Raw genomic sequence first — 19,687 nt, 5'->3', positions numbered from 1 at the left:
ATTAAATCATGGCAACAGCTCACGAAAAAATTAGCGGTCTTTTGGATCAACACAAAATCGTTCTTTTCATGAAAGGAACGCAACAATTCCCTATGTGCGGTTTTTCAGCTCGCGCTTGTGCAATTTTGCAAGACATGGGAGTCCCCTTTCACGATGTGAACGTGTTGGAAGACGAAGAAATCCGTCAAGGCATTAAAGATTTCGGCAACTGGCCGACCATTCCGCAACTTTACATCAACAAACAGTTGGTGGGCGGAAGCGATATCATGATGGAAATGTATCAGTCCGGTGAACTTCAAGAGCTTTTGAAGTAACATGAGATGTAATGTCGCCCTGTGGGATCGCATCTTGAGATTCATTTTTGGCGTAGGGCTAACTGCTTACGCCATCGCGGGCGGCCCTTTTTGGGCCTATTTCGGCCTTTATGGTCTGATCACAGCCGCTTGGGGCTTGTGTCCTCTTTACGCCTTCTTTAGAATAAAGACCTTAAGGGGTCACTACCGACCTCTTCCTGATGAAGAATAGGATTCTTTAAATATGTCCATGCTCCTCGAACTTGAAAGTTTTTTAAAAAAAGACCAAATCAAAGCCGACGAGGAGAGTCTCAAATACTGGGGCAAGGATTGGACAACTTATTTTGATGTCAAAGCAGCCGCCATTGTTTTTCCCCGCAGTGTTGATGACGTTGTCGCCCTCGTGAAATGGGCGCGCCAAAGCAAGGTGGCTTTGATCCCCTCGGGAGGTCGCACAGGTCTTTCGGGATCGGCAGTGGCCACTCAAGGTGAAGTGGTCGTGTCTTTTGATCAAATGAACAAAATCAAAGATTTCAGTCCCGTGGACCAGACCGTTGTGATCGAAGCCGGTGTCGTCACAGAAACTTTGCAAGAGTTCGCTCATGCCAATCAACTTTTTTATCCCGTGGATTTCGCGGCGGCAGGTTCCGCCCAAATGGGTGGCACGATCGCAACGAATGCTGGAGGCATTAAAGTTGTTCGTTATGGTTTGACTCGTGACTGGGTGGCGGGATTGAAAGTCGTCACTGGAACCGGTGAAGTGCTCGAGCTGAATAACGGCCTGGTGAAAAATGCCACGGGTTACGATCTTCGTCATTTGTTCATAGGCTCAGAGGGAACTCTGGGTTTCATCGTGGAAGCAACGATGAAACTGGCTCCGCAACCTCCGCCGATGAAAGTTTTAGTGATGGCCGTGAGCGGTCTTGATGCCGTGATGAAAATCTTTGCGCAATTCAAAACCAAAACGGGACTGGTTGCCTTTGAAATGTTCTCGGACAAAGCTCTTAAAAGAGTTTTGGAAAATACCGGACTTCCAGCTCCTCTGGAAACCGAAGCGCCTTTTTATGTTCTCGCGGAAGTAGAAACTCGCAACGACCAGGAAGAAGAAAAAGCGCTTGAAGTTTTCGGACACTGCATGGAAGAGTCTTGGGTTCTCGACGGCGTCCTCAGTCAGTCTGACGTGCAGGCTGCGACTTTCTGGCGCTATCGCGAAGACATCTCTGAGTCTTTGGCGAAATATTCTCCTTACAAAAACGACATTGCCGTGACGATTTCCAAAGTTCCTCCATTCATGGAAGATCTAGATAAAGTTCTGTCGCAAGCTTATCCCACTTGGGAAGTGGTGTGGTTTGGTCATATCGGCGATGGCAACTTGCACATCAACATTCTTCGCCCCGCGGGAATGACCAAAGAAGAATTCGTCAAAGAGTGCCGCAAAGTCGACATCCTGGTTTTTGAAGCTGTAAAAAAATACAAAGGCTCTATCTCCGCCGAACATGGCGTGGGACTGACGAAGCGATCGTTTCTCAACTACACCCGCTCCGAAGCCGAAATCGAACTCATGCGCGGGATCAAAAAACTCTTCGATCCCGACAACATCCTCAACCCCGGCAAAGTCCTCTAGCTGCCGGAGGTACGCCGTACCTTTTTGAAGTGCGGCGCACAATCTTAGTAAACGACGCGGGTGCGGATAGAACGAGAGAGCTTGCCAATATCCCCGGCTAAGGACTGGGCCTGATCCGAGTGAACATCCATGACCAAGTAACCGATTTTTTCGTCGGTAGAAAGGTACTGACCTTCGATATTGGCTCCGGCTTTTGAAATCAAGCCGTTGATTTCACCAAGAACTCCGGGTTCATTTTTATGCACGTTCAAAATACGCGACGTGCCTTGTTTCACCGGCAGATCGACATTCGGAAAGTTCACCGCCCCAGAGGAAGAACCAATTTTCAAATAACGACGGAAGCTTTCAGCCACTTCCATTCCGATCGCATATTGCGCTTCTTCTGTGCTGCCCCCAATGTGTGGTGTCAGAATCACGTTCGAAATTCCCTGCAAGGGAGATTTAAATTTTTCTTTATTAGAAGCAGGCTCTTCAGGGAACACGTCGATCGCACAACCTGCGATATGTTTTGATTGCAAAGCCTCTACAAGCGCTTCGATCTGCACCACCGTCCCACGACTGGCATTGATCAGATAGCTGCCCTTTTTCATCGCTTGAAGTTCTTTGGCACCGATCATATCTTTGGTTTCCGGCGTTTCCGGAACATGTAAAGTCACAAAGTCAGAAACTTTAAGAAGCTCTTCTAAAGAAGACTTCGCCATGGCATTTCCCAAAGGCAATTTCTTGATCACATCATAGAAAGCAACCTTAAGTCCCATCGCTTCAGCCAAAACACTGACCTGACTGCCAATGTGACCATAGCCAACAATCCCTAATGTCTTACCCCGAACCTCGCGCGAACCTTCAGCGGACTTCACCCACTCACCCACATGAGCCTTGGTGTTTCGATCCCCGAGTTGTCGCGACAAAGAAATCATTTCAGCAATGACAAGTTCGGCAACCGAACGAGTGTTGGAGTGGGGCGCATTAAAAACAGGAACCCCCATTTCACGCGCCGTCAACAAATCCACCTGGTTTGTGCCAATACAAAAACAACCAATCGTGATCAGATGAGGATTTTTTTTAAGCACATTGGCTGTAACCTCAGTTTTAGAGCGAATGCCCAAAACATCATAATTGGGAACCAGCTTTAAAAGTTCCTCTTCCGAGGGCGCATGAGAGAGCAAATCCACCTTGAAGCCCTCATTTAACAACGTCTCTTTGGCCACAGTATGAATATTTTCAACAAGAAGAATTCTAAGAGCACTCATAGCGCCTCCACACTCTTCAAGTGTAATACGCTCTCTCGGGAAGTCATTTCAAAAATGCGTTAGGAAAAGAGCCGAAAGAGTGACGATGCGCACTAACGGTAGTCAAATGGGGCCTTAGCAAGCCAGACTTAGAACCTATGGCATCAACTCGAGTTTTTTCTCTACTTATCGTTGATGATGACCCTTTGGTTCATCAGTCCTTAAAAATGTGTTTGCCGACTCACTGGAAGGTTTTCTCCGCTCCGAAGCTCGAAGCCATTCAGTATGAAAGATTTTATCATGCCGCCCTCGTGGACATGCATTTAGAGCCCGGCTCCAGCAAAGCGGCAGGCCCCCAAGTTATCGAAAAGCTGATTAAACACAATAATCAGCTGGAGGCCGTCGCTATGTCCGGTGACCTCAGCCGCACTTTGATGGAAAGCTGCCTCAAGGCCGGAGCACAACGATTCCTCGCAAAACCCTTGATGCCAGAAGAGGTTCTGCTCATCCTTGAAAAAATCGAAGCTCTTTGGGATTTACGCAGCATGGACCCCAGCGCCCACCGTCGCAGCGCTCGATGGGTTGGAAACTCCACAGCTTCCCAAAAAATCAAAAAAAGAATTGCCGAACTTCGAGGCGAAAGAAACACCGTTCTGATTGAAGGCGAAACCGGCTGCGGCAAAGAAGTCGTCGCCCGCCTTCTTCACGAACAAGAGGGAGAGCGCCCGTTCATCGCGGTGAATTTAGCCAGTATCCCAGAAAATTTATTTGAGTCTGAAATGTTCGGCCACATCAAAGGAGCCTTCACCGGCGCCGACCAAAACAAAGTCGGCCTTGCCGAAGCGGCCCACGGAGGAGATCTTTTTCTAGATGAGATCGAGGCTTTGCCCTTAAGCCAACAGGCCAAACTTTTACGTTTCCTTGAAACAGGTGAAGTTCGTCGCGTCGGCGCTAAAGAAAGTTCGCAAGTCAAAACACGGATCATCGCCGCCAGCAACAAGTCCTTAGAGAAAATGGTGGCAGCAGGAGAGTTCCGCGAAGACCTTCTTTATCGCTTGGCTTCTCAGCGAATTGAACTCACGCCCCTCAGAGAACGTCTCGAAGACATTGACGAACTGGCCAAACATTTTCTTGAGGCCGAACGTCCTCGCCGCAACAAAACGATCGACGACGATGGTTTAGTCGCTTTAAAAAAGTACAACTGGCCCGGAAACGTGCGCGAACTTAAACGCGTGTGTGAACAACTCAGTCTGACATCCCCCTTGCCGTTTATTCGTGAGGAGGATGTCAATAGCTGGCTGCGCCCGGCCGCCACTCCCGTCGGAGCCCCCTCTTATACAAGCATTGATTTCAACAAAGGACTTAATACGTTGGTGGAAGAGTTTGAGGCTCACGCCATTCGCACTTGCCTTAAGCAGACCCAGGATATCGAAGAGGCCGCTAAAGTTTTGAAGGTCTCGCGTTCAAACCTGTACAAGAAAATTAAAGATTATAAAATTGAAGAGGAACCTTCGTGATGGATTTTTTTGATTTCAACTTCCCCCTTCGCATGTCAATGCCCACCGCTTGGGAAAGTCATATTTATCGTCAAACAGTGTTGATCGTGCTTTCCATCATTTTCGCGTCGGGCGCGATCATCTTTTCCTTCCGTAAAAAGAACTATTACTTCGTCCAATCGTGGGCCAGCATCAAAAGCTGGCTGATTGCCGCCCCTTTGATGTTTATTGTCATGGGCCTTCCGCACCCCTGGCCCCTGGTGTTCCTGACCGCCTTAGCCATCCTGGGGGCGAAAGTCTTCTTCCAAATCATGGGGATGTTCCATCGCAGCTATTTTGTGATGATTTGCTATGCGGGGATTATCGGCCTTGGAATCTGCGCTTGGTATGATCGCCTGGATATCTACAACTCCATGCCCATGATTGTTCTGGGTATTAGCTGTCTTGTGCCGCTAGCAAGAAACTCCTACAAACGCATGATTCAATACATTTCGCTGACCCTGTTAGCCTTCATCTTCTTAGGCTGGTCGTTCATGCACTTGGGCCTTATCTTGAAATTCCCAAATGGAGTTTTCCAAGTGATGTACTTAATCATTCTGACCGAGTTCTGCGATAACACCAACTTGGCCGTCAGTCGTTATATCGGGGGCTGGCGCATGTTCCCTGGGATCAATCCTCGTCGCACCGTAGGAAGTACGGCGGTGTCTGCTCTTTTAACTTTGTTCCTCGCGGGCTCCATGCGATTTCTTCTTCCTGATGGTTCTGAAAAATACTGGCTGACATCCGGCCTTGTCGCCGCCCTGGGCGGATTCGTTGGGGATTATGTCATGATTGCAGTTCGTCGCGATGCGGGAATGAAAACTGTGGGACCTTTCATCATCGGACGCGGTGACTTTCTTCATCGTATGGACCGTTTGATCTTTGTTGCCCCTATTTATTATTACGTAATGACGGTTATTCTATGAAGGATTGGAACTACGAAAATGAGCAGTGGACCAAGCTGCCAACCTATTTAAAGCACCTTCCGCTTTTCACTCGCCACATTGATATGTTCAGTGTGTTCATGCGTTTTTTGTGGTCGATTCTGCTGAAGAACATTCTTTTGAAGTTTTATATTCGTCTGCAGGTCAAAGGAAACTCTTTTAAAGAGATCTACGCCAAATACCCGAAACTCATTATTATCTCCAATCACTCTAGCCACTTGGACGCCGTTTCAATCGCGGCCTCGATTCCTCGTCGCTATTGGCTGAATGTGTATATCGCCGCAGCCAAAGACTATTTTTTCTCAAACCCTCTGTTCATGTTCTTTTCTCAGCACTGCCTTGGTGCCATTCCGATTGATCGCAAAGACCGTAAAGGCGAGGCCGTCAATCTGATCCTGAAGTTATTAACCGAACTTCCCCGCATGTGGTTGATTATTTTTCCTGAGGGCACGCGCTCTAAAGACGGAAAAATTCAGGATTTCAAACGAGGCGTTTCGATTTTTTCCGAGAAAACTCAGACCCCTTTGCTTTTTGTCTACCTCGAGGGAGTGATGGAGTTATGGCCCAAAGGTCAGCCCATTCCCAAACCCGGAAAACTGGTATTGCACGTTGGTCCGGTAATTCCTCCGGGCCCGATTCAAGAGGTGTATGCTGCTTATAAGAAGTGGGTTTTAACCATCAATCCTGATGCTTTCCCTGTTAAAGAAGAGGAGAAAAAAGATGACTCCGAACAAATTTGAAGTTGAAAAAAAACACCTGACTGTGGGGCCCTATGAAGTCTGCCCTATTCCCACAGGCCTCTTTGGTCTTGACGGGGGCGCCATGTTTGGAACGGTTCCCAAAGTTCTATGGGAGCGTTCGAATCCCACAGATGACAAAAATCGTATTCAGATGGAAGCACGCGCTTTGCTTTTAAAATCCCCGGGCTGCAATGTGCTGATTGATACCGGGAACGGCCACGACTTCATCGCCAAGTACGGCGAAAAACTAGGAAGCAAGTTCGCCGAGATGTACGGCATTGACGACAAAGGCCCTTCTCTTATGAAGTCCCTTGCGGCTCACGGAGTAAAACCCGAAGATATTCATCACGTGATCTTGACTCATCTTCACTTTGATCACGCCGGCGGCGGAACCACGGAAGTTAATGGAAAACTTGTGCCGACCTTTCCTAAAGCGCAATACTGGATTCAAAAAGGCAATCTTGAAACCGCAAGCCATCCGAACCTTCGGGAACGCGCCAGCTATTACGCTGCCAACTACCAGCCTTTGCTGGACAGTGGGGTTTTGAAGGTGGTTGAGGGCCCTCAAGAAAACTTCATCCCCGGGATCTCTTCTGTGATTTCCAACGGCCATACTCAAGCCCAACAAGTCATCAAAATCACCGATGGAAAAACCACCGTGCTTTACTGCGGGGATATGGTTCCCACCAGCTCCCATGTCAAAATCCCTTGGTTGATGGGATATGATCTTCATCCTTTGACCTTGATGGAAGAAAAACAAAAGTATCTTGGTGAAGCGGCTGACCAGTCATGGTATCTTTTCTTCGAGCACGATCCGTATTGTGATGCGGCTCTTATTGAAAGAAATGGGCATGACTTCGCTGTTCAAAAAAGATTTTGGCTTTAAAACTTTGAAGAGTGTTCTTACGGACACTCTTCAGCAGATGCGCGACGGGGAACTGCAACTGGTCGCCGCCTCGCTGGCCTTTTCCACTGCCATTGCTCTGGTTCCCTTTATCGCCGTCGTTCTTGCCACCTTTCAGTCCATCGGCGGCCTTGAAGTGCTCTACCCCAAAGTGGAGTCCTTCTTACTTCGCAACATGCGGGAAGCGGCCGGCAGTGACGTCACAAAATTCATTCGCATTTTTTTAAAAAACATCAACGCGGGTAAATTGGGCTCAACCGGTGTGATCGTGCTTTTCATCACCTCGATCCGTCTTTTGTACGACATGGAGGTCGGCATCCATCGCGTGTGGAACCTCCGCAACACCCGTCCCTTCTACAAGCGCCTGATCTATCAATGGGGTTTGATTCTGGCGATTCCGGTATTCTTGGCGATCTATATCGGCTTTATGTCTTTGGAGCAGTTTCAATTCGTACACAGTCTTTTACCGCAAGGCCTTTCCAACACCCTGGTTCTTGTGGGCAGCTTATTCGCCATTTATAAATTCGTTCCTGACACCCAGGTGCGCTCTAAGGCGGCTTTGGTGAGCTCGCTGTTGACCTCGGCCATTCTCTATGGAGTCCATAAATCGTACTCGGCGCTCGCCATGAAGTTCTTCTCTTACAATAAAATCTATGGCTCCTTTGCGGCCCTGCCGATTCTTTTGCTATGGATTCTCACGATCTGGTACGTCATCCTCGGAGGAGTGGCCCTTTGCGCCTCCCTCCAGAAACGACACGTTGCATAAACTAGCGTTTTTAAAGCCGAAGGCTTGGAATTTCGGAATCAATTTGCTAGTTTGTGCCTCTTCAAGATAACTTATCTTCGATGGTCGCGTAGCTCAGCTGGATAGAGCAATTGCCTTCTAAGCAATAGGTCGCACGTTCGAGTCGTGCCGCGATCACCATTTATCCAAACAAGCAATTTTCGACCGACAGCTTAGATCCCTGCGTATCCCGCCACTAAACCTTTGGCCAGTATTCAATTAATTTTCGATATGTACGCCATGGGCATACAATTGTATGCTATAAACATACATATGAATTTGCTAGCCCAAATACTGTCAAGCCAAGTCCGTGCTGAAATCTTTCGCCTACTTTTCACCGGCGACAAAATTTCCATCCACCTTCGTGATCTTCAAAGACAATCAGGCTTATCGATAGGCACGATTCAAAAGGAAATCGCTCATCTTAAAGGGTTGGATTTGGTGACTTCAGAACGCGATGGCAACCGCCTTTACTATGCCGCAAATACCGATCACCCCCTTTACAAAGAAATCTGCGGTCTTGTTGAAAAGACATCCGGCATCGCCGAACGATTGAAAGAAACTTTGAGTTTAATAAAAGGAATCGAGTGTGCATTCATTTTTGGATCTTACGCAAAAGGCGAAGAAAAGAGCCACAGCGATATTGATCTGATCGTGATCGGAGATGTAGGGCTTCGCACTCTTTCATCAGTCTTTAAGAATTTAACTGAACAAACTCAGCGCGAAATCAATCCGCATATTTACTCTATGAAATCATGGAAAGAAAAATTGAAGAAGAAAGACCACTTCATCAAAAGCGTCCTGAACGAAAAGAAGGTCTTTCTGATTGGAGATCAAAATGTCCTTAGCTGATTGGGCCAAGAATGGCTGGCTTCGCCCTCATACGCCCAGCAAAGGTGAGGTCAAAAATCTCTTTGAAATCGTTGAGCGTGATCTTAAAGATGCCGTTGCTAAAGAAATTTCTGACGACTGGAAATTTGGCATTGCGTACAATGCCGCTCTTAAATTGTGCACCATTCTTCTTCACACTTCCGGCTATAGACCTGAGAAAAATTTGGCGCATTATCGGACTCTTCAGGCACTACCACTCATCCTCGGGGATAAGCATAAGGCGAACGCCGACTATCTCGATGCCTGTCGCAAAAAACGCAATGAAACGGAGTATGACTTTGCTGGCACGGTCAGCAAAGAAGAGGCGCAAGAACTCATCAATTTTTGCTCCGAACTAAAAGATGAAGTCTCCGCTTGGCTTAAGAAAAATCACAAAGACTTAAAATAATATGAGCACCTTGCTTATTTGACTTCATTTTATTGCTTTTCAATTGGCGACTGTCGGTTTCTAGGTTTTTTCTAAGAAGCTGTTTTCAAGTGAAGCAATCTCTGCTGATGTCACCCCAAGATCCTTGAAGTGATCACGCCACGAAGCCACAACCGTTCGAACCTCATCTACTATTTGTTTTGCTTGAGACTCATTTAGTCTAAATCGGTTACACATCGAGATTGCATTTGAATAAGAAGCTTTCTTTCCTTCTCGCCCTAATGTCATAGCTAACGCATAAGTGCTCGTGTGAATCGCAGCCGGAACAACATCATAGAGTGGCGAAAGATTCCATTTATCCTTATCTCCAAGAAATCCAAAGTTTCGAAGATGATCGTCGTTATTATAAACTGCGATATTAAATACCAAACGTCGAAAGAGTTCTTTCAGATCTTCCCCCGGGTTTGTGGAAAAATTTAAAATGCCTTCCGCCAATAAAAAATAGCTCCACTTTCCAAAATCACTCTCATGAAGCCCTGTCATTGTAAGACCAGAAACAAAAGGCAGCCGTTTTCCCTCTACACGATCAAAGCGTTTAATCAAAAATACGTCACGACCGCTCGCTTTCTGAAGCGCAATATGTGGAACATTCAATCCACAACGTTTGGCTAATGTCATTGTCGCATACTCAATTAACGGCTCGTTTCTCGAGTCCAAAGAAGTTGAAAACTTGGCAAGATAGAGATCATCAGCCCAAACCACTGTAGCCTTGGGACGCGCACCTCCCAATGAGGGACCATACTCTAAATACTTTTTTAGTCTTTCAGACTCCTCCTTCGCAAGGATATCGTCAATGGCACCCATGGATTGATTTAGATTTAGCCTTTTTGCCGATCGAATATTTGCAAATTGGCCCCCAGGTTCATACTGACGCGGACCTAATTCAATATTATCCGTAAAGGCAAGAGCTCCCACGCGATCGTCGCCAGAAGCCGCAATGTACTCTATTTCACTTAACGTACGAGCAAACTTTTTATCAAGAAGATAGCGTCCCCACTTATCAGGCCCCGCATCCCTGACGCCGTTAAAAATTGAAAAGCCTTCTTCGGTGTTGAATGATTTGTCTTTCAATGGAAGATGAACAGGGTCTATCGAAATCGCATCCTCTCGCTCAAGATACTTCTCACCATAGCGAAATGCACCTTCCGATAGTCGCCCCCGCTCTGAATACTCAAGCAATCCACAAGGGACCCACTCGCCATTTAATTGAATAAGAACGTACAAACGCTCTAACATTAAAAAGCCACCTCTGATTTAGAGATTTTCTTCTTCAACCTATTACCTTTTCTCAATTGGCGGAGCTGCAGTTGGATTGCTTCAAGATCATTTTCTGGATTCAAAGCCTCGCTGAGCCCTGGCAATAGATTTAAAAAGCTCATCAATTGGAAAAACACGCCAATAGATACACCCGGATAGCCCTGCTCCAGTTGGGCGATCGTACGACGATCAACACCAGTTCGGCGCGCAAGTTCTGCCACCGAAAAGCCTCGTCGTTCGCGCGCTTTTGCTAACTGCTGACCCATCTCTTTTAAAGAGACTTCAGCTTGAGATGTTAATTTAGAACTCCAGTCATTTTTTCTCATATGTACACTCTATTGTATAATATATCTATATTTTGTACATTAAAATGTATATCTAACTTGTCGGGAAATAAGCCGATGACTTAATAAATAGTACATTAAAACGTACTATTTATTATTAATTTGTGCACTATAGTGTACTTAGTGAATTGAAACGCCTTATAGTAAGACAAAGGGAGGTAGCGCAATCCCAAAATAGGGCTTGTGCCTGTTGATATGATTTCTGCCATTGGCCTTACCCCAGCTACCAACTAATAATCACTACCCCATGGGCACCAGACACATTATAGTCACTACCTCCTTGCCCCGCACCAGAACGATCACCATCACCAGCATTGCCCGGAGTTGCACCACTTCCTGCTACGGTTGAAGCTGACGCGGCCGAGCCGAGATAACCTGAACCGCCTCCACCGCCTCCGACTTCACAACTCCAAGGCTCTTCGGAAACAGCACCTGAGCCGCCCCCATAATATCCTCCGCCACCACTACCGGAGCTTGCGATATAGCCACCGGAATAGTTTCTTCCGGTGGCACCAGTGAACTGAGTACCTGCATAGCCTGCGACCGTGCCCCCAGTTCCTGCGGCACCACCGGCCACCTGAGATGCTCCCCCGGCAGCATAATATGAAGTTGCATTGAGCCCGGACAGACCACCACCAGCTCCTCCGCCGCCAGCGTGTCCGGCACCACCTCCACCACCAGCGGTCAAAACTTCCGTACCGCCTCTTTTTAAAGCTGAGCGACCGCCCCCCTGACCTCCACTGGCCCCAGCCCAATCGCCAAGGCCCACGGCCCCACCTCCGCCATAAGTCGCGGCCACTGGCGCAGAGACCGATCCACGCCCTCCTTGACCAACTATTACTGTTAGATTCTCATTCGGAGTAACAGATAATACTCCTGTCGTAAAACCTCCTCCCCCGCCAGCATAAGGATAATAGCCAGAAAGATTAGCCCCGCCACCTCCGGCACCCCACATTTTCACCGTGATAGATGAGCAACCTGATGGAACGGTAAATGTTTGATCCCCCCCTGTATAAGAAAAAGTCTTAGAACCTGGGACACAAGAAACCGCTGTCCAACTGCTTGATGCCGCCGACTCTGATCCAACATTTCCTGCCTTGTCTGTAGCTCGAACTTTGAAGTAATATTGTGTTCCTCCAACCAATGTCATCCCAGAAATCGAGCCTCCTGACGACAACACAGTCCAAGCGCTCATGGCTGCGTGATCTAATGCTCTAAAGACTCTCGCTTCGTGGAATGCGACGCCAGATCCCGATCCGTCGCCGGCAGCAGACCAACTCAATGTCGGAGATGTTGTCAGATTGTTGGGTACGGAACCTAATGATAACCCGCTGGCTGCTCCTGGCGCCGTTGCATCAGCAACCCACCCGTCGCTTGCCGTGATCAGGGATTCGCGGTTGAGGTTGTCGAGCGTCTTAATTTCAACTTTATAGGACGTATTCGTCGTTAAAGAAAGACCCGTGACAGCGTTACCAGAAGTAAAGTCATGCCAGTCTTTCATCACAAAACTATCAGAGACCCTGAGGACGCGTAGTTGATGTTTTTGCACACCGCTATGGGCATCCGTACCGCTTGTAAAAGTGATTGTTGGACTCTGGGTGAGCGAACTCAGCGTTATTCCATCGATTATACTCGTTGGTGCTGTCGGATTCGTATTATCCAGAAGGACTGATACATGCGTGATTGACGTATTACCAGCCTCATCCTGGGCTTGAACATGAAGATAATGGGTTCCGGACCCTGAGGATTGTGAGGTCGTTGTCGTTGAGCCATACCCACCACTTGGGATCGTTCCTGCATTTGTATCTACAACAAAACGATAAGTGCAAGTTTCACTACAGCCCCAACTCCAAGTCTTAGAGGTTTTCCAGATCGGGTCACTACTAAGTCCTGTTATAGTGGGCCCTACGCTATCATAGGTTCTTGTTAAGTTCGTTGCGGCTGTATTGCCGTTGCCTGCGGCATCTGTAGCTACTCCGGCATTAACAGCGACAGTAACAAGCCCCTGTGCTGCGGGCGTCACCGTAAAGGTGTACGTCGTACCAGAACCGCTAAAACCGGACACTGTTCCGTTAGTGACGCTAATATCACCAGCAGCAAAACCTGTTACCGACTCAGAAAATGTCGCCGTTACTGAAAAGCTAGCGGCATTAAACGGATTACCGGACGCTGATGAGAGTGCCAGACTTGGCTTGATGCTATCATAGGTTCTTGTTAAGTTCGTTGCGGCTGTATTGCCGTTACCTGCGGCATCTGTAGCTACTCCGGCATTAACAGCGACAGTAACAAGCCCCTGTGCTGCGGGCGTCACCGTAAAGGTGTACGTCGTACCAGAACCGCTAAAACCGGACACTGTTCCGTTAGTGACGCTAATATCACCAGCAGCAAAACCTGTTACCGACTCAGAAAATGTCGCCGTTACTGAAAACGTAGACGTGTTAAATGGATCACCAGATGCCGAAAACAGAGACAGACTTGGCTGGACGCTATCATAGGTTCTTGTGAGCGACGTTGCTGCTGTATTGCCGTTGCCTGCGGCATCTGTCGCTACTCCGGCATTAACAGCAATAGTGACAAGCCCTTGTGCCGCAGGAGTCACGGTAAAGGTGTAGGTCGCGCCAGAACCGCTAAAACCAGACACTGTTCCATTAGTGACAGTAATATCACTAGCAGCAAAACCCGTTACTGACTCAGAGAACGTCGCCGTCACGTCAAAGCTTGAATTTTTAAAGGGATCTCCAGCTATTGAAGACAGACTGACTGTGGGCGCAATGCTGTCATAGGTACTATTTAGAGTATTAGATGCTGTATTACTATTGCCACCAGCGTCTTGCGCTTTTCCAACTTGATACTGCAAGCTCACTGCTCCCTCGACAACCGGGGTCGCGGTCACGGTATATACACTGGGACCGCCGGATAGACTTGTTAGGATTGCATTAGTCACTGCAAAATCACCAAGCTCTACACCTGAAACCGCTTCGCTAAAGGTAAGAGTTGCCGCGAAAGCACCATTGGTATTTGCAGATCCTCCACTTAATGTGACTCCAGGAGAGACTGAGTCGAAGATTCTTGATAAGTTTGTCGCAACTGTATTGCCATTGCTTGCTGCATCTGTTGCCACCCCCGCCCCGACGGCGACAGTGACAAGTCCTTGTGCCGTGGGTGTCACTGTAAAGGTGTAGGTTGTACCAGAGCCACTAAAATCAGAAACTGTTCCATTAGTCACGACGATATCACTCAGCTCTAAACCAGCAACACTTTCTGAAAAGGTTGCCGTCGCACTGAAAGAGGACGTATTAAATGTTTCTGGCGCTGTCGAGACAAGAGCCAACGACGGTGGCACGCGATCAATAGTCAAAAGATTCGATGCCGTGGCTGCATTCACAGGCTGCCAAAAGTTGGCGACGTTTTTACCAATCACACAAACTAAATAAGTACCGTCTGAACTAATTGGAAAAGTAAAATCTGTCGTCACGGGCGTTTCAACTGCACCGCCAAAATCCGCGCTAGAGCAATCAGAATAATTGTGAAGTACCACGGCTTTATAAGAGGTGATATTTACACCACCGACTGAAACTTTGCGATCCACCGCCACATTGCTTATATTTCCCACTGGATCAAAATCACTGATTGTCGCTAAAGCAATCGTGCTATCTTTGTTCCAGGTGTATTCGTAAATATCAGAATCCAGCTGACGGTTGCCTGCGATGTCTTGTGTCCAGACACAGAGCTTTAAAGTCGTATCAGGCAAAGACGAGATATCAGTTATTAAATTTATTGAGACTTCCCTAAACGAACTGTACCCACTTGAAGTGTCAGTACAACTCACACTACTTGCCACTCCAACTTTATACGCATACTCCGTTACATCAGTCCCACTGACCACAGAGTTTAAACTAATGTGAGGAGATGGGGACGCCGGTAAATTTGTAAGAACAGCCAAACCGGGACGAATCGTATCCTTTTGTGTAGATGCACTATCAGAGGTCTCATTGCCTGCGGCATCCGCATGAACCGCAGCTATAGATACAGCGCCTTCAGAAAGATCCATAAGATTTAGGCTTCCGCCGAAAATCCCCGACGAACACTGCACCGGAACTCGCAAAAGACCGGATATTATAAAAACAAATTGGCCCGACTCAGAACAGGTCCCACTCACTGGAAAAGCCGAAGCATTGGCAAGATTGATAAATGAAGCCACAGGATCCAGTTTTACTGTAGGTGGGGTAATGTCTTTCACCACAACCCAAGTTTTAGACTCTCCCACATCGGGTCTTAGAACAAATACATGGTCCCCTTCTGATAAGTGAGAAAGATCCAAGCTGCCGCTGAACTCTCCATCAACGCAAGAAAATGCCGTCGTCACTTGAGCTTCAAGGACAACTTCCTTAGCTCCCTTCGGGCAGTGACCAGCTATCGGAAAATGCCCCTGATTGGAATCATTGATATGGGTTGGAGTCGTCTCAGAATCTATACGAGTTTTTAATTTGAATTGATCACTTAAAAGAGATGCCGAGATATTACACGCGGAAAGACCTAATGCCAGTCCTCCGACCACTCCAAGTCTAAACCATCTCGATACCATAACGTGCAGATCTTTCATTTCAAGACACTCCTAAAGTAAATAAAGTCCGTCGTATCTTTTATGTGTGCTACGCAGGTCCATCCTATTTAGGAAAATAAGGAACCTCGACAATAGCTCTAAATCCATATCGCCCCGTTATCGCCATAACCAAAGTTCGAAAGGCCTCGATGTGTCTTCCTTTTTGCCCCAAGATCCTTGCAATATTGCGTTGCTCGCATGAAATTACAAATGTCGTTGTGCGCTCGCCTTGAGTCACAGAAACTTTGATATCATCTGAATCCTCCACCATCATATGTAGAAGCTCTTCTATTTTTTTCTTAAGATTAGTTACGACTTCCTCTTTACTCGGTAGAGTCATATCCATTTTCTGCAAGTCTTCCGCAATCTTCTGTTTCTTGATGATCACCAACGGTGGCCTTACATCATTCGTCACGACCATTCCCCTCTTAAAAGCGTTACCCTATTAAGAAAATCGGCACACCGTTGAGATATCTTTAATAAACACACTCTGATTTCGTTGCTGTTGCAGGGGAAAAGATATTTGATCTGTTTCTAAGACTTCTAAAACGATAGAGAATTCCTTATAAAAACAAACAGATACTGATGTTCTAAGGAAAAACTAAACCCAAGGCTGAAATTGCATTTGCAGAGACGGCAGAACTGCCTGTCTCATCTCTAAATCGAATAGGGATTTCCATTGATATCAAAGATGGTGTTCCCTTGAATAGTCATGGTCTTACCGTCTTTAATAAAGACATAGGGTGTTTCAAGATATCCAGTCTTCAAATTTCCATTTGGATAAAATTCAACATATCCCTCAGGGCCATTAGAAACGTAAACATTTTGTCCACTTATTTTAATCTTTGAGTTCCGAGCAATACCACCTCGGGCCAGAACTCCACTTTCGTAAAAAAGAACCTGTTCTGTCCTGCCCAGAGGCACTGACGATACGATGCGAAGAGTTTCTTCGCCGTGCTGGATTTCAAAGTGATCTCCCCACTGCAAAAGAATTTTCTCCACCGCTCCTGATCTATAGAAGGTTATCCAACGATTCTGAAATTGACTTCCCCAAACCGGATGAGGCCGGCCCGCCCCAACTATTGCGGCAAGAACTTCCCCTGTTGGATAAAATCTCATTTGATCCAACTCTAAGGTGAACCCATTATATTCAACATCACCCAAATCCACATAATTTAGAAGTTTTAGATACTCAAGGCTTGTAAGCCGATCCATATCTTGAGAGCTGATAAGTCCGGTAAAATATCTGACTTTAAGGGAAGAGATTTGTTTATTTAAAATAGCCTCTCGATAAATAAGTTCATGCAAAACCAGCCCTGCCTTGTCTTCCTCAGGAAGTTGATTCCAGACTTTTTGAGAAATAGCATAACGTTTGCCACCTGGGGGAATCTGTTCATTGGGATATTGAGAGACCGTTTGAATAAGTTCACAACCTTCGGGCAAAATCACGGGCCCTATATCTTTAATGGGTCGGATATTACTATCATCTATCCACTGCACTTCCTGCAGAAACTGACTGGCCCAGACATGATACCTTTCTGCACGACCGGGATTTATCTTGGACAATCTTTTCAAAACATATTGCACCTTATCGATATAAGTGACTGTTCCATGGCCCAAATCAATATTCAGACCCCTCATTTCTGCCTCATAATAATCAAGCAACTGCATGCGAGAAGAGGGACCGCATTGAATCACATTACCGCCATTACCAACCCAATCACCTCCAGCAAAGGCAAAGAAGGAGGCATGAAATACAAGTATGAAAAGAAAACTACGCATCTTTGCCTCCTTGATTTACCCTTTCTAGAAGGGGAAAACACTGAATAGAGACTCTGTAGACCTCCCCGTTGGTGGAGGCACTATCCAAGCTAAAAACATCATTTCTGAACTTTAAAGCAAGGCGCTTGTATTTTTTGAATTGCTTCTCATCCAAATTAATATTTAGGAATGAGTAGTCGCGAACAGCAACAGGAAGATCTAGTTTCTTCATTGCCATAGTCAGGGCATGTTCATGAGCCTTCCGAACAGATGATGACGGCACATCGTGCGTAGAGTGTATATTACGATGCACTCTACGCCACTTTTCCGAAACCATCTCCACAAGGCCCATTTTCTTTAAAAATTCCAGACACTCTCGAGTTCTTTCCAAAGAAAACCCACCACGAGATGATATTTCCATCTCACCATACCCTTCGCTATCCTTTCGAAGAAAGGCCAATAGAACAAAGTACTCCCACTCCTCGAAGAGAACTTTATATTCTTTGGGATCTACCTGATAGGAATCATCAATATAGCTAAGTCTATCTCCAACACTCTTTAGGAACTCCGCCTTTTCCGTAGCGGACAAATTCAAAACCGAAACTGCTGTTTTTGCATCGACGATAGAAATTGTTCTTTTACCCTTAAGAACAGCAGAAAGCGTCCCTGGATTCATGGACAGACATTTGGCAAACGCTCTTAAAGAAAAGCTTTTGTTCTTTTGTTTTTTTAAACGAAATGCTTCGTTTAACTTAATAACAAAATAAGGAACTTTTTTTGAGTTATCCATCAACAAGTGTCTATAGTACAACCCCAACTTCATAATCAAGACAAATATAGACGCAAATCCCGGGCTGAGCTCAAACGTGTTGCATTTTACAAAATTAGCAACACCCGCCAGTTTCCAGAACAGTTTCCTGTCACAGTGTTATAGAGGGGTGGCCTTAGGAAGGATTGCTTAACGAATACTTTGATATCCCCCCGACCTTCCAGACTTCGACAACACCATCTGCCACAGTTGATTCCGTCGGGCGCGGAAAGACCCCGCACAACTTAAAAGATAGTATTTCCACTTACGATAAAACGCATGATCAAACTTAGCAGAAAGGTTCGGCCATCCTTTATCAAAGTTCTCGAACCACGAAAGGAGCGTTTTGTCGTAGTCGACCCCGAAGTTATGCCAATCTTCCATAACAAAAAGGTCCTCCATGGCCTGTCCCAATTGCGCAATGGAGGGAATCATTGAATTGGGAAAGATATGGCGCTCAATCCAGGGGTCAGTCCCGGCCTCGGATTTGTTTCCACCGATCGTGTGCAGAAGAAACAATCCATCATCAGTCAAACAGTCAGCCGCAGTCTCAAAGAAAGTTTTATAGTTTTTCTTCCCGACGTGCTCCACCATTCCCAATGAAACAATACGATCGAATTTGCCAACCACATCGCGATAGTCCTGCAGACGAATCTCGACATCGAGATTCTCACATCTCTTGTTTGCGAAGGCCGCTTGCTCTCGTGAAACGGTGACGCCCACGCCGCTGACCTGATACTTTTCTGCACAATATTTGAGGAATCCTCCCCAACCACACCCGATATCCAGCACCCTCATACCGGGTTCAATATAAAGTTTGTCGCAGACAAGTTTAAGTTTGTGCTCTTGGGCTTCATCTAATGTCTTGGCATTTTTCCAATAGCCGCAGGTATAAATCATGTTTCTGTCTAACATCGCCTCATAAAGATCCCCGTCGAGATCATAATGAACTTCGCCGATCTTGAAAGCGTCGGTCCGACTAGACAACTGAAAAACTTTTGATTTTATGGATTGATATAGATAGGTCGCAGGATTGACCTGTTCATCAAGGCGCGCTCGCAAAAGTAAAAAAAAGAACTGACTGAGATCTTCACAGTCCCACCACCCTTCGACATAAGAGTCTCCCAGGCCGAGGGAACCAAAAGCCAAAACTCGATCATAAAACTTCGGATTGTGCACCCTAATATCCGAGGGCGCCCGCCCGTTCACGACAATGCCCGCACGATAAAGAACGCTGCTTACAAAATCCTGGGAACCATGATGAGACAATGTATCCGGATTCATTCAAATCTCCTTTTTTGCAAGATTGAACTTCCCTAAGATACCGTGGCCTGGACAGAGCCAAGCAACCATATTACTTAAATATTGCAATTGAGCACGATCCCCAGCTTCGTTTCGGAGCCCTTCTTGTGAATTGCCAAGTTCGACTTTCCCCGGCAAGCCCTGGTTTTAGCCTCCAAAAGCCCAAGACCTCTCATCCTCCCCCCCTTAAATGCCCCCGTTCTCTTCAAAAATAAGATCCATTAAGTTGTTCTTTTATTGT

Annotated in this window: 18 protein-coding genes and 1 tRNA gene; 11 read left to right on the top strand and 8 right to left on the bottom strand. The window is 46.6% G+C overall.

What is annotated here, in order from left to right; all coding sequences use genetic code 11:
• Window positions 1–8 precede the first annotated feature (8 nt).
• From grxD to ACM64D_RS10105, 3 genes are read left to right on the top strand one after another with little or no spacing between them, the layout of a single operon-like run.
• Window positions 9–314, top strand: a complete 306-nt coding sequence (grxD, locus tag ACM64D_RS10115; RefSeq protein WP_415063090.1) for a Grx4 family monothiol glutaredoxin — start codon at window positions 9–11, stop codon at window positions 312–314.
• A gap of 1 nt (window position 315) precedes the next feature.
• Window positions 316–525, top strand: a complete 210-nt coding sequence (locus ACM64D_RS10110) for a DUF2892 domain-containing protein (protein WP_415063089.1) — start codon at window positions 316–318, stop codon at window positions 523–525.
• A 12-nt stretch (window positions 526–537) separates the two neighbouring features.
• The gene (locus tag ACM64D_RS10105) at window positions 538–1,917 is read left to right on the top strand and encodes an FAD-binding oxidoreductase (protein ID WP_415063088.1); all 1,380 of its coding nucleotides are present in this window, start codon (window positions 538–540) and stop codon (window positions 1,915–1,917) included.
• 44 nt (window positions 1,918–1,961) lie between these two features.
• Here the strand turns inward: ACM64D_RS10105 and serA are convergent, their stop codons facing one another.
• Complete coding sequence (gene serA, locus ACM64D_RS10100; protein WP_415063087.1) at window positions 1,962–3,167, bottom strand: phosphoglycerate dehydrogenase; 1,206 nt, start codon at window positions 3,165–3,167, stop codon at window positions 1,962–1,964.
• 137 nt (window positions 3,168–3,304) lie between these two features.
• On the opposite strand from serA, the gene ACM64D_RS10095 reads away from it, so the two are divergent.
• The 8 genes from ACM64D_RS10095 (at window position 3,305) to ACM64D_RS10060 (ending at window position 9,332) form a co-directional block, all read left to right on the top strand.
• Window positions 3,305–4,663: a sigma-54-dependent transcriptional regulator gene (locus tag ACM64D_RS10095; RefSeq protein WP_415063086.1), complete on the top strand. Its 1,359-nt coding sequence runs from the start codon at window positions 3,305–3,307 to the stop codon at window positions 4,661–4,663.
• Entirely contained in the window at window positions 4,663–5,607 is a 945-nt protein-coding gene (locus ACM64D_RS10090) for a phosphatidate cytidylyltransferase (protein WP_415063106.1), read from the top strand. Before ACM64D_RS10095 ends, ACM64D_RS10090 begins: the two co-directional genes overlap by 1 nt.
• Complete coding sequence (locus tag ACM64D_RS10085; RefSeq protein ID WP_415063085.1) at window positions 5,604–6,365, top strand: lysophospholipid acyltransferase family protein; 762 nt, start codon at window positions 5,604–5,606, stop codon at window positions 6,363–6,365. Before ACM64D_RS10090 ends, ACM64D_RS10085 begins: the two co-directional genes overlap by 4 nt.
• Window positions 6,346–7,251 carry an MBL fold metallo-hydrolase gene (locus ACM64D_RS10080; protein ID WP_415063084.1) on the top strand — a complete coding sequence of 302 codons (906 nt, stop codon included), beginning with the start codon at window positions 6,346–6,348 and terminating at the stop codon, window positions 7,249–7,251. Before ACM64D_RS10085 ends, ACM64D_RS10080 begins: the two co-directional genes overlap by 20 nt.
• Window positions 7,217–8,035 (top strand): YihY/virulence factor BrkB family protein, encoded by an 819-nt coding sequence (locus ACM64D_RS10075; protein WP_415063083.1) that lies wholly within the window; start codon window positions 7,217–7,219, stop codon window positions 8,033–8,035. Before ACM64D_RS10080 ends, ACM64D_RS10075 begins: the two co-directional genes overlap by 35 nt.
• Before the next feature lie 82 nt (window positions 8,036–8,117).
• Window positions 8,118–8,194, top strand: a tRNA-Arg gene (locus tag ACM64D_RS10070).
• A gap of 132 nt (window positions 8,195–8,326) precedes the next feature.
• Complete coding sequence (locus ACM64D_RS10065; RefSeq protein ID WP_415063082.1) at window positions 8,327–8,905, top strand: nucleotidyltransferase domain-containing protein; 579 nt, start codon at window positions 8,327–8,329, stop codon at window positions 8,903–8,905.
• Entirely contained in the window at window positions 8,892–9,332 is a 441-nt protein-coding gene (locus tag ACM64D_RS10060) for a hypothetical protein (RefSeq protein WP_415063081.1), read from the top strand. The genes ACM64D_RS10065 and ACM64D_RS10060 overlap by 14 nt, the downstream gene beginning before the upstream one ends.
• 60 nt (window positions 9,333–9,392) lie before the next feature.
• Here ACM64D_RS10060 and ACM64D_RS10055 read toward each other — a convergent pair whose 3' ends face one another.
• From ACM64D_RS10055 to cfa, 7 genes are all read right to left on the bottom strand, one after another.
• Complete coding sequence (locus ACM64D_RS10055) at window positions 9,393–10,607, bottom strand: type II toxin-antitoxin system HipA family toxin (protein WP_415063080.1); 1,215 nt, start codon at window positions 10,605–10,607, stop codon at window positions 9,393–9,395.
• A complete protein-coding gene (locus ACM64D_RS10050) occupies window positions 10,607–10,954 on the bottom strand; it encodes a helix-turn-helix domain-containing protein (RefSeq protein WP_415063079.1) in 348 nt (115 codons plus the stop codon). Before ACM64D_RS10050 ends, ACM64D_RS10055 begins: the two co-directional genes overlap by 1 nt.
• A gap of 241 nt (window positions 10,955–11,195) precedes the next feature.
• Window positions 11,196–15,575, bottom strand: a complete 4,380-nt coding sequence (locus ACM64D_RS10045; RefSeq protein WP_415063078.1) for an Ig-like domain-containing protein — start codon at window positions 15,573–15,575, stop codon at window positions 11,196–11,198.
• Between the two features lie 64 nt (window positions 15,576–15,639).
• Entirely contained in the window at window positions 15,640–15,990 is a 351-nt protein-coding gene (locus ACM64D_RS10040) for a KH domain-containing protein (protein ID WP_415063077.1), read from the bottom strand.
• 242 nt (window positions 15,991–16,232) lie between these two features.
• Window positions 16,233–17,357, bottom strand: coding sequence for a hypothetical protein (locus ACM64D_RS10035; RefSeq protein WP_415063076.1), 1,125 nt, complete (start codon window positions 17,355–17,357; stop codon window positions 16,233–16,235).
• Window positions 17,350–18,126 carry a TIGR02147 family protein gene (locus ACM64D_RS10030; RefSeq protein WP_415063075.1) on the bottom strand — a complete coding sequence of 259 codons (777 nt, stop codon included), beginning with the start codon at window positions 18,124–18,126 and terminating at the stop codon, window positions 17,350–17,352. Before ACM64D_RS10030 ends, ACM64D_RS10035 begins: the two co-directional genes overlap by 8 nt.
• 168 nt (window positions 18,127–18,294) lie before the next feature.
• Window positions 18,295–19,428 (bottom strand): cyclopropane fatty acyl phospholipid synthase, encoded by a 1,134-nt coding sequence (gene cfa, locus ACM64D_RS10025; RefSeq protein ID WP_415063074.1) that lies wholly within the window; start codon window positions 19,426–19,428, stop codon window positions 18,295–18,297.
• Window positions 19,429–19,687 lie beyond the last annotated feature (259 nt).

It is taken from the genome of Bdellovibrio sp. (genome assembly GCF_047637665.1).
GTDB lineage: Bacteria > Bdellovibrionota > Bdellovibrionia > Bdellovibrionales > Bdellovibrionaceae > Bdellovibrio.
The sequence above is the reverse complement of the archived record's forward strand: the minus strand, read 5'-3'. Positions and strand labels throughout refer to the sequence as shown.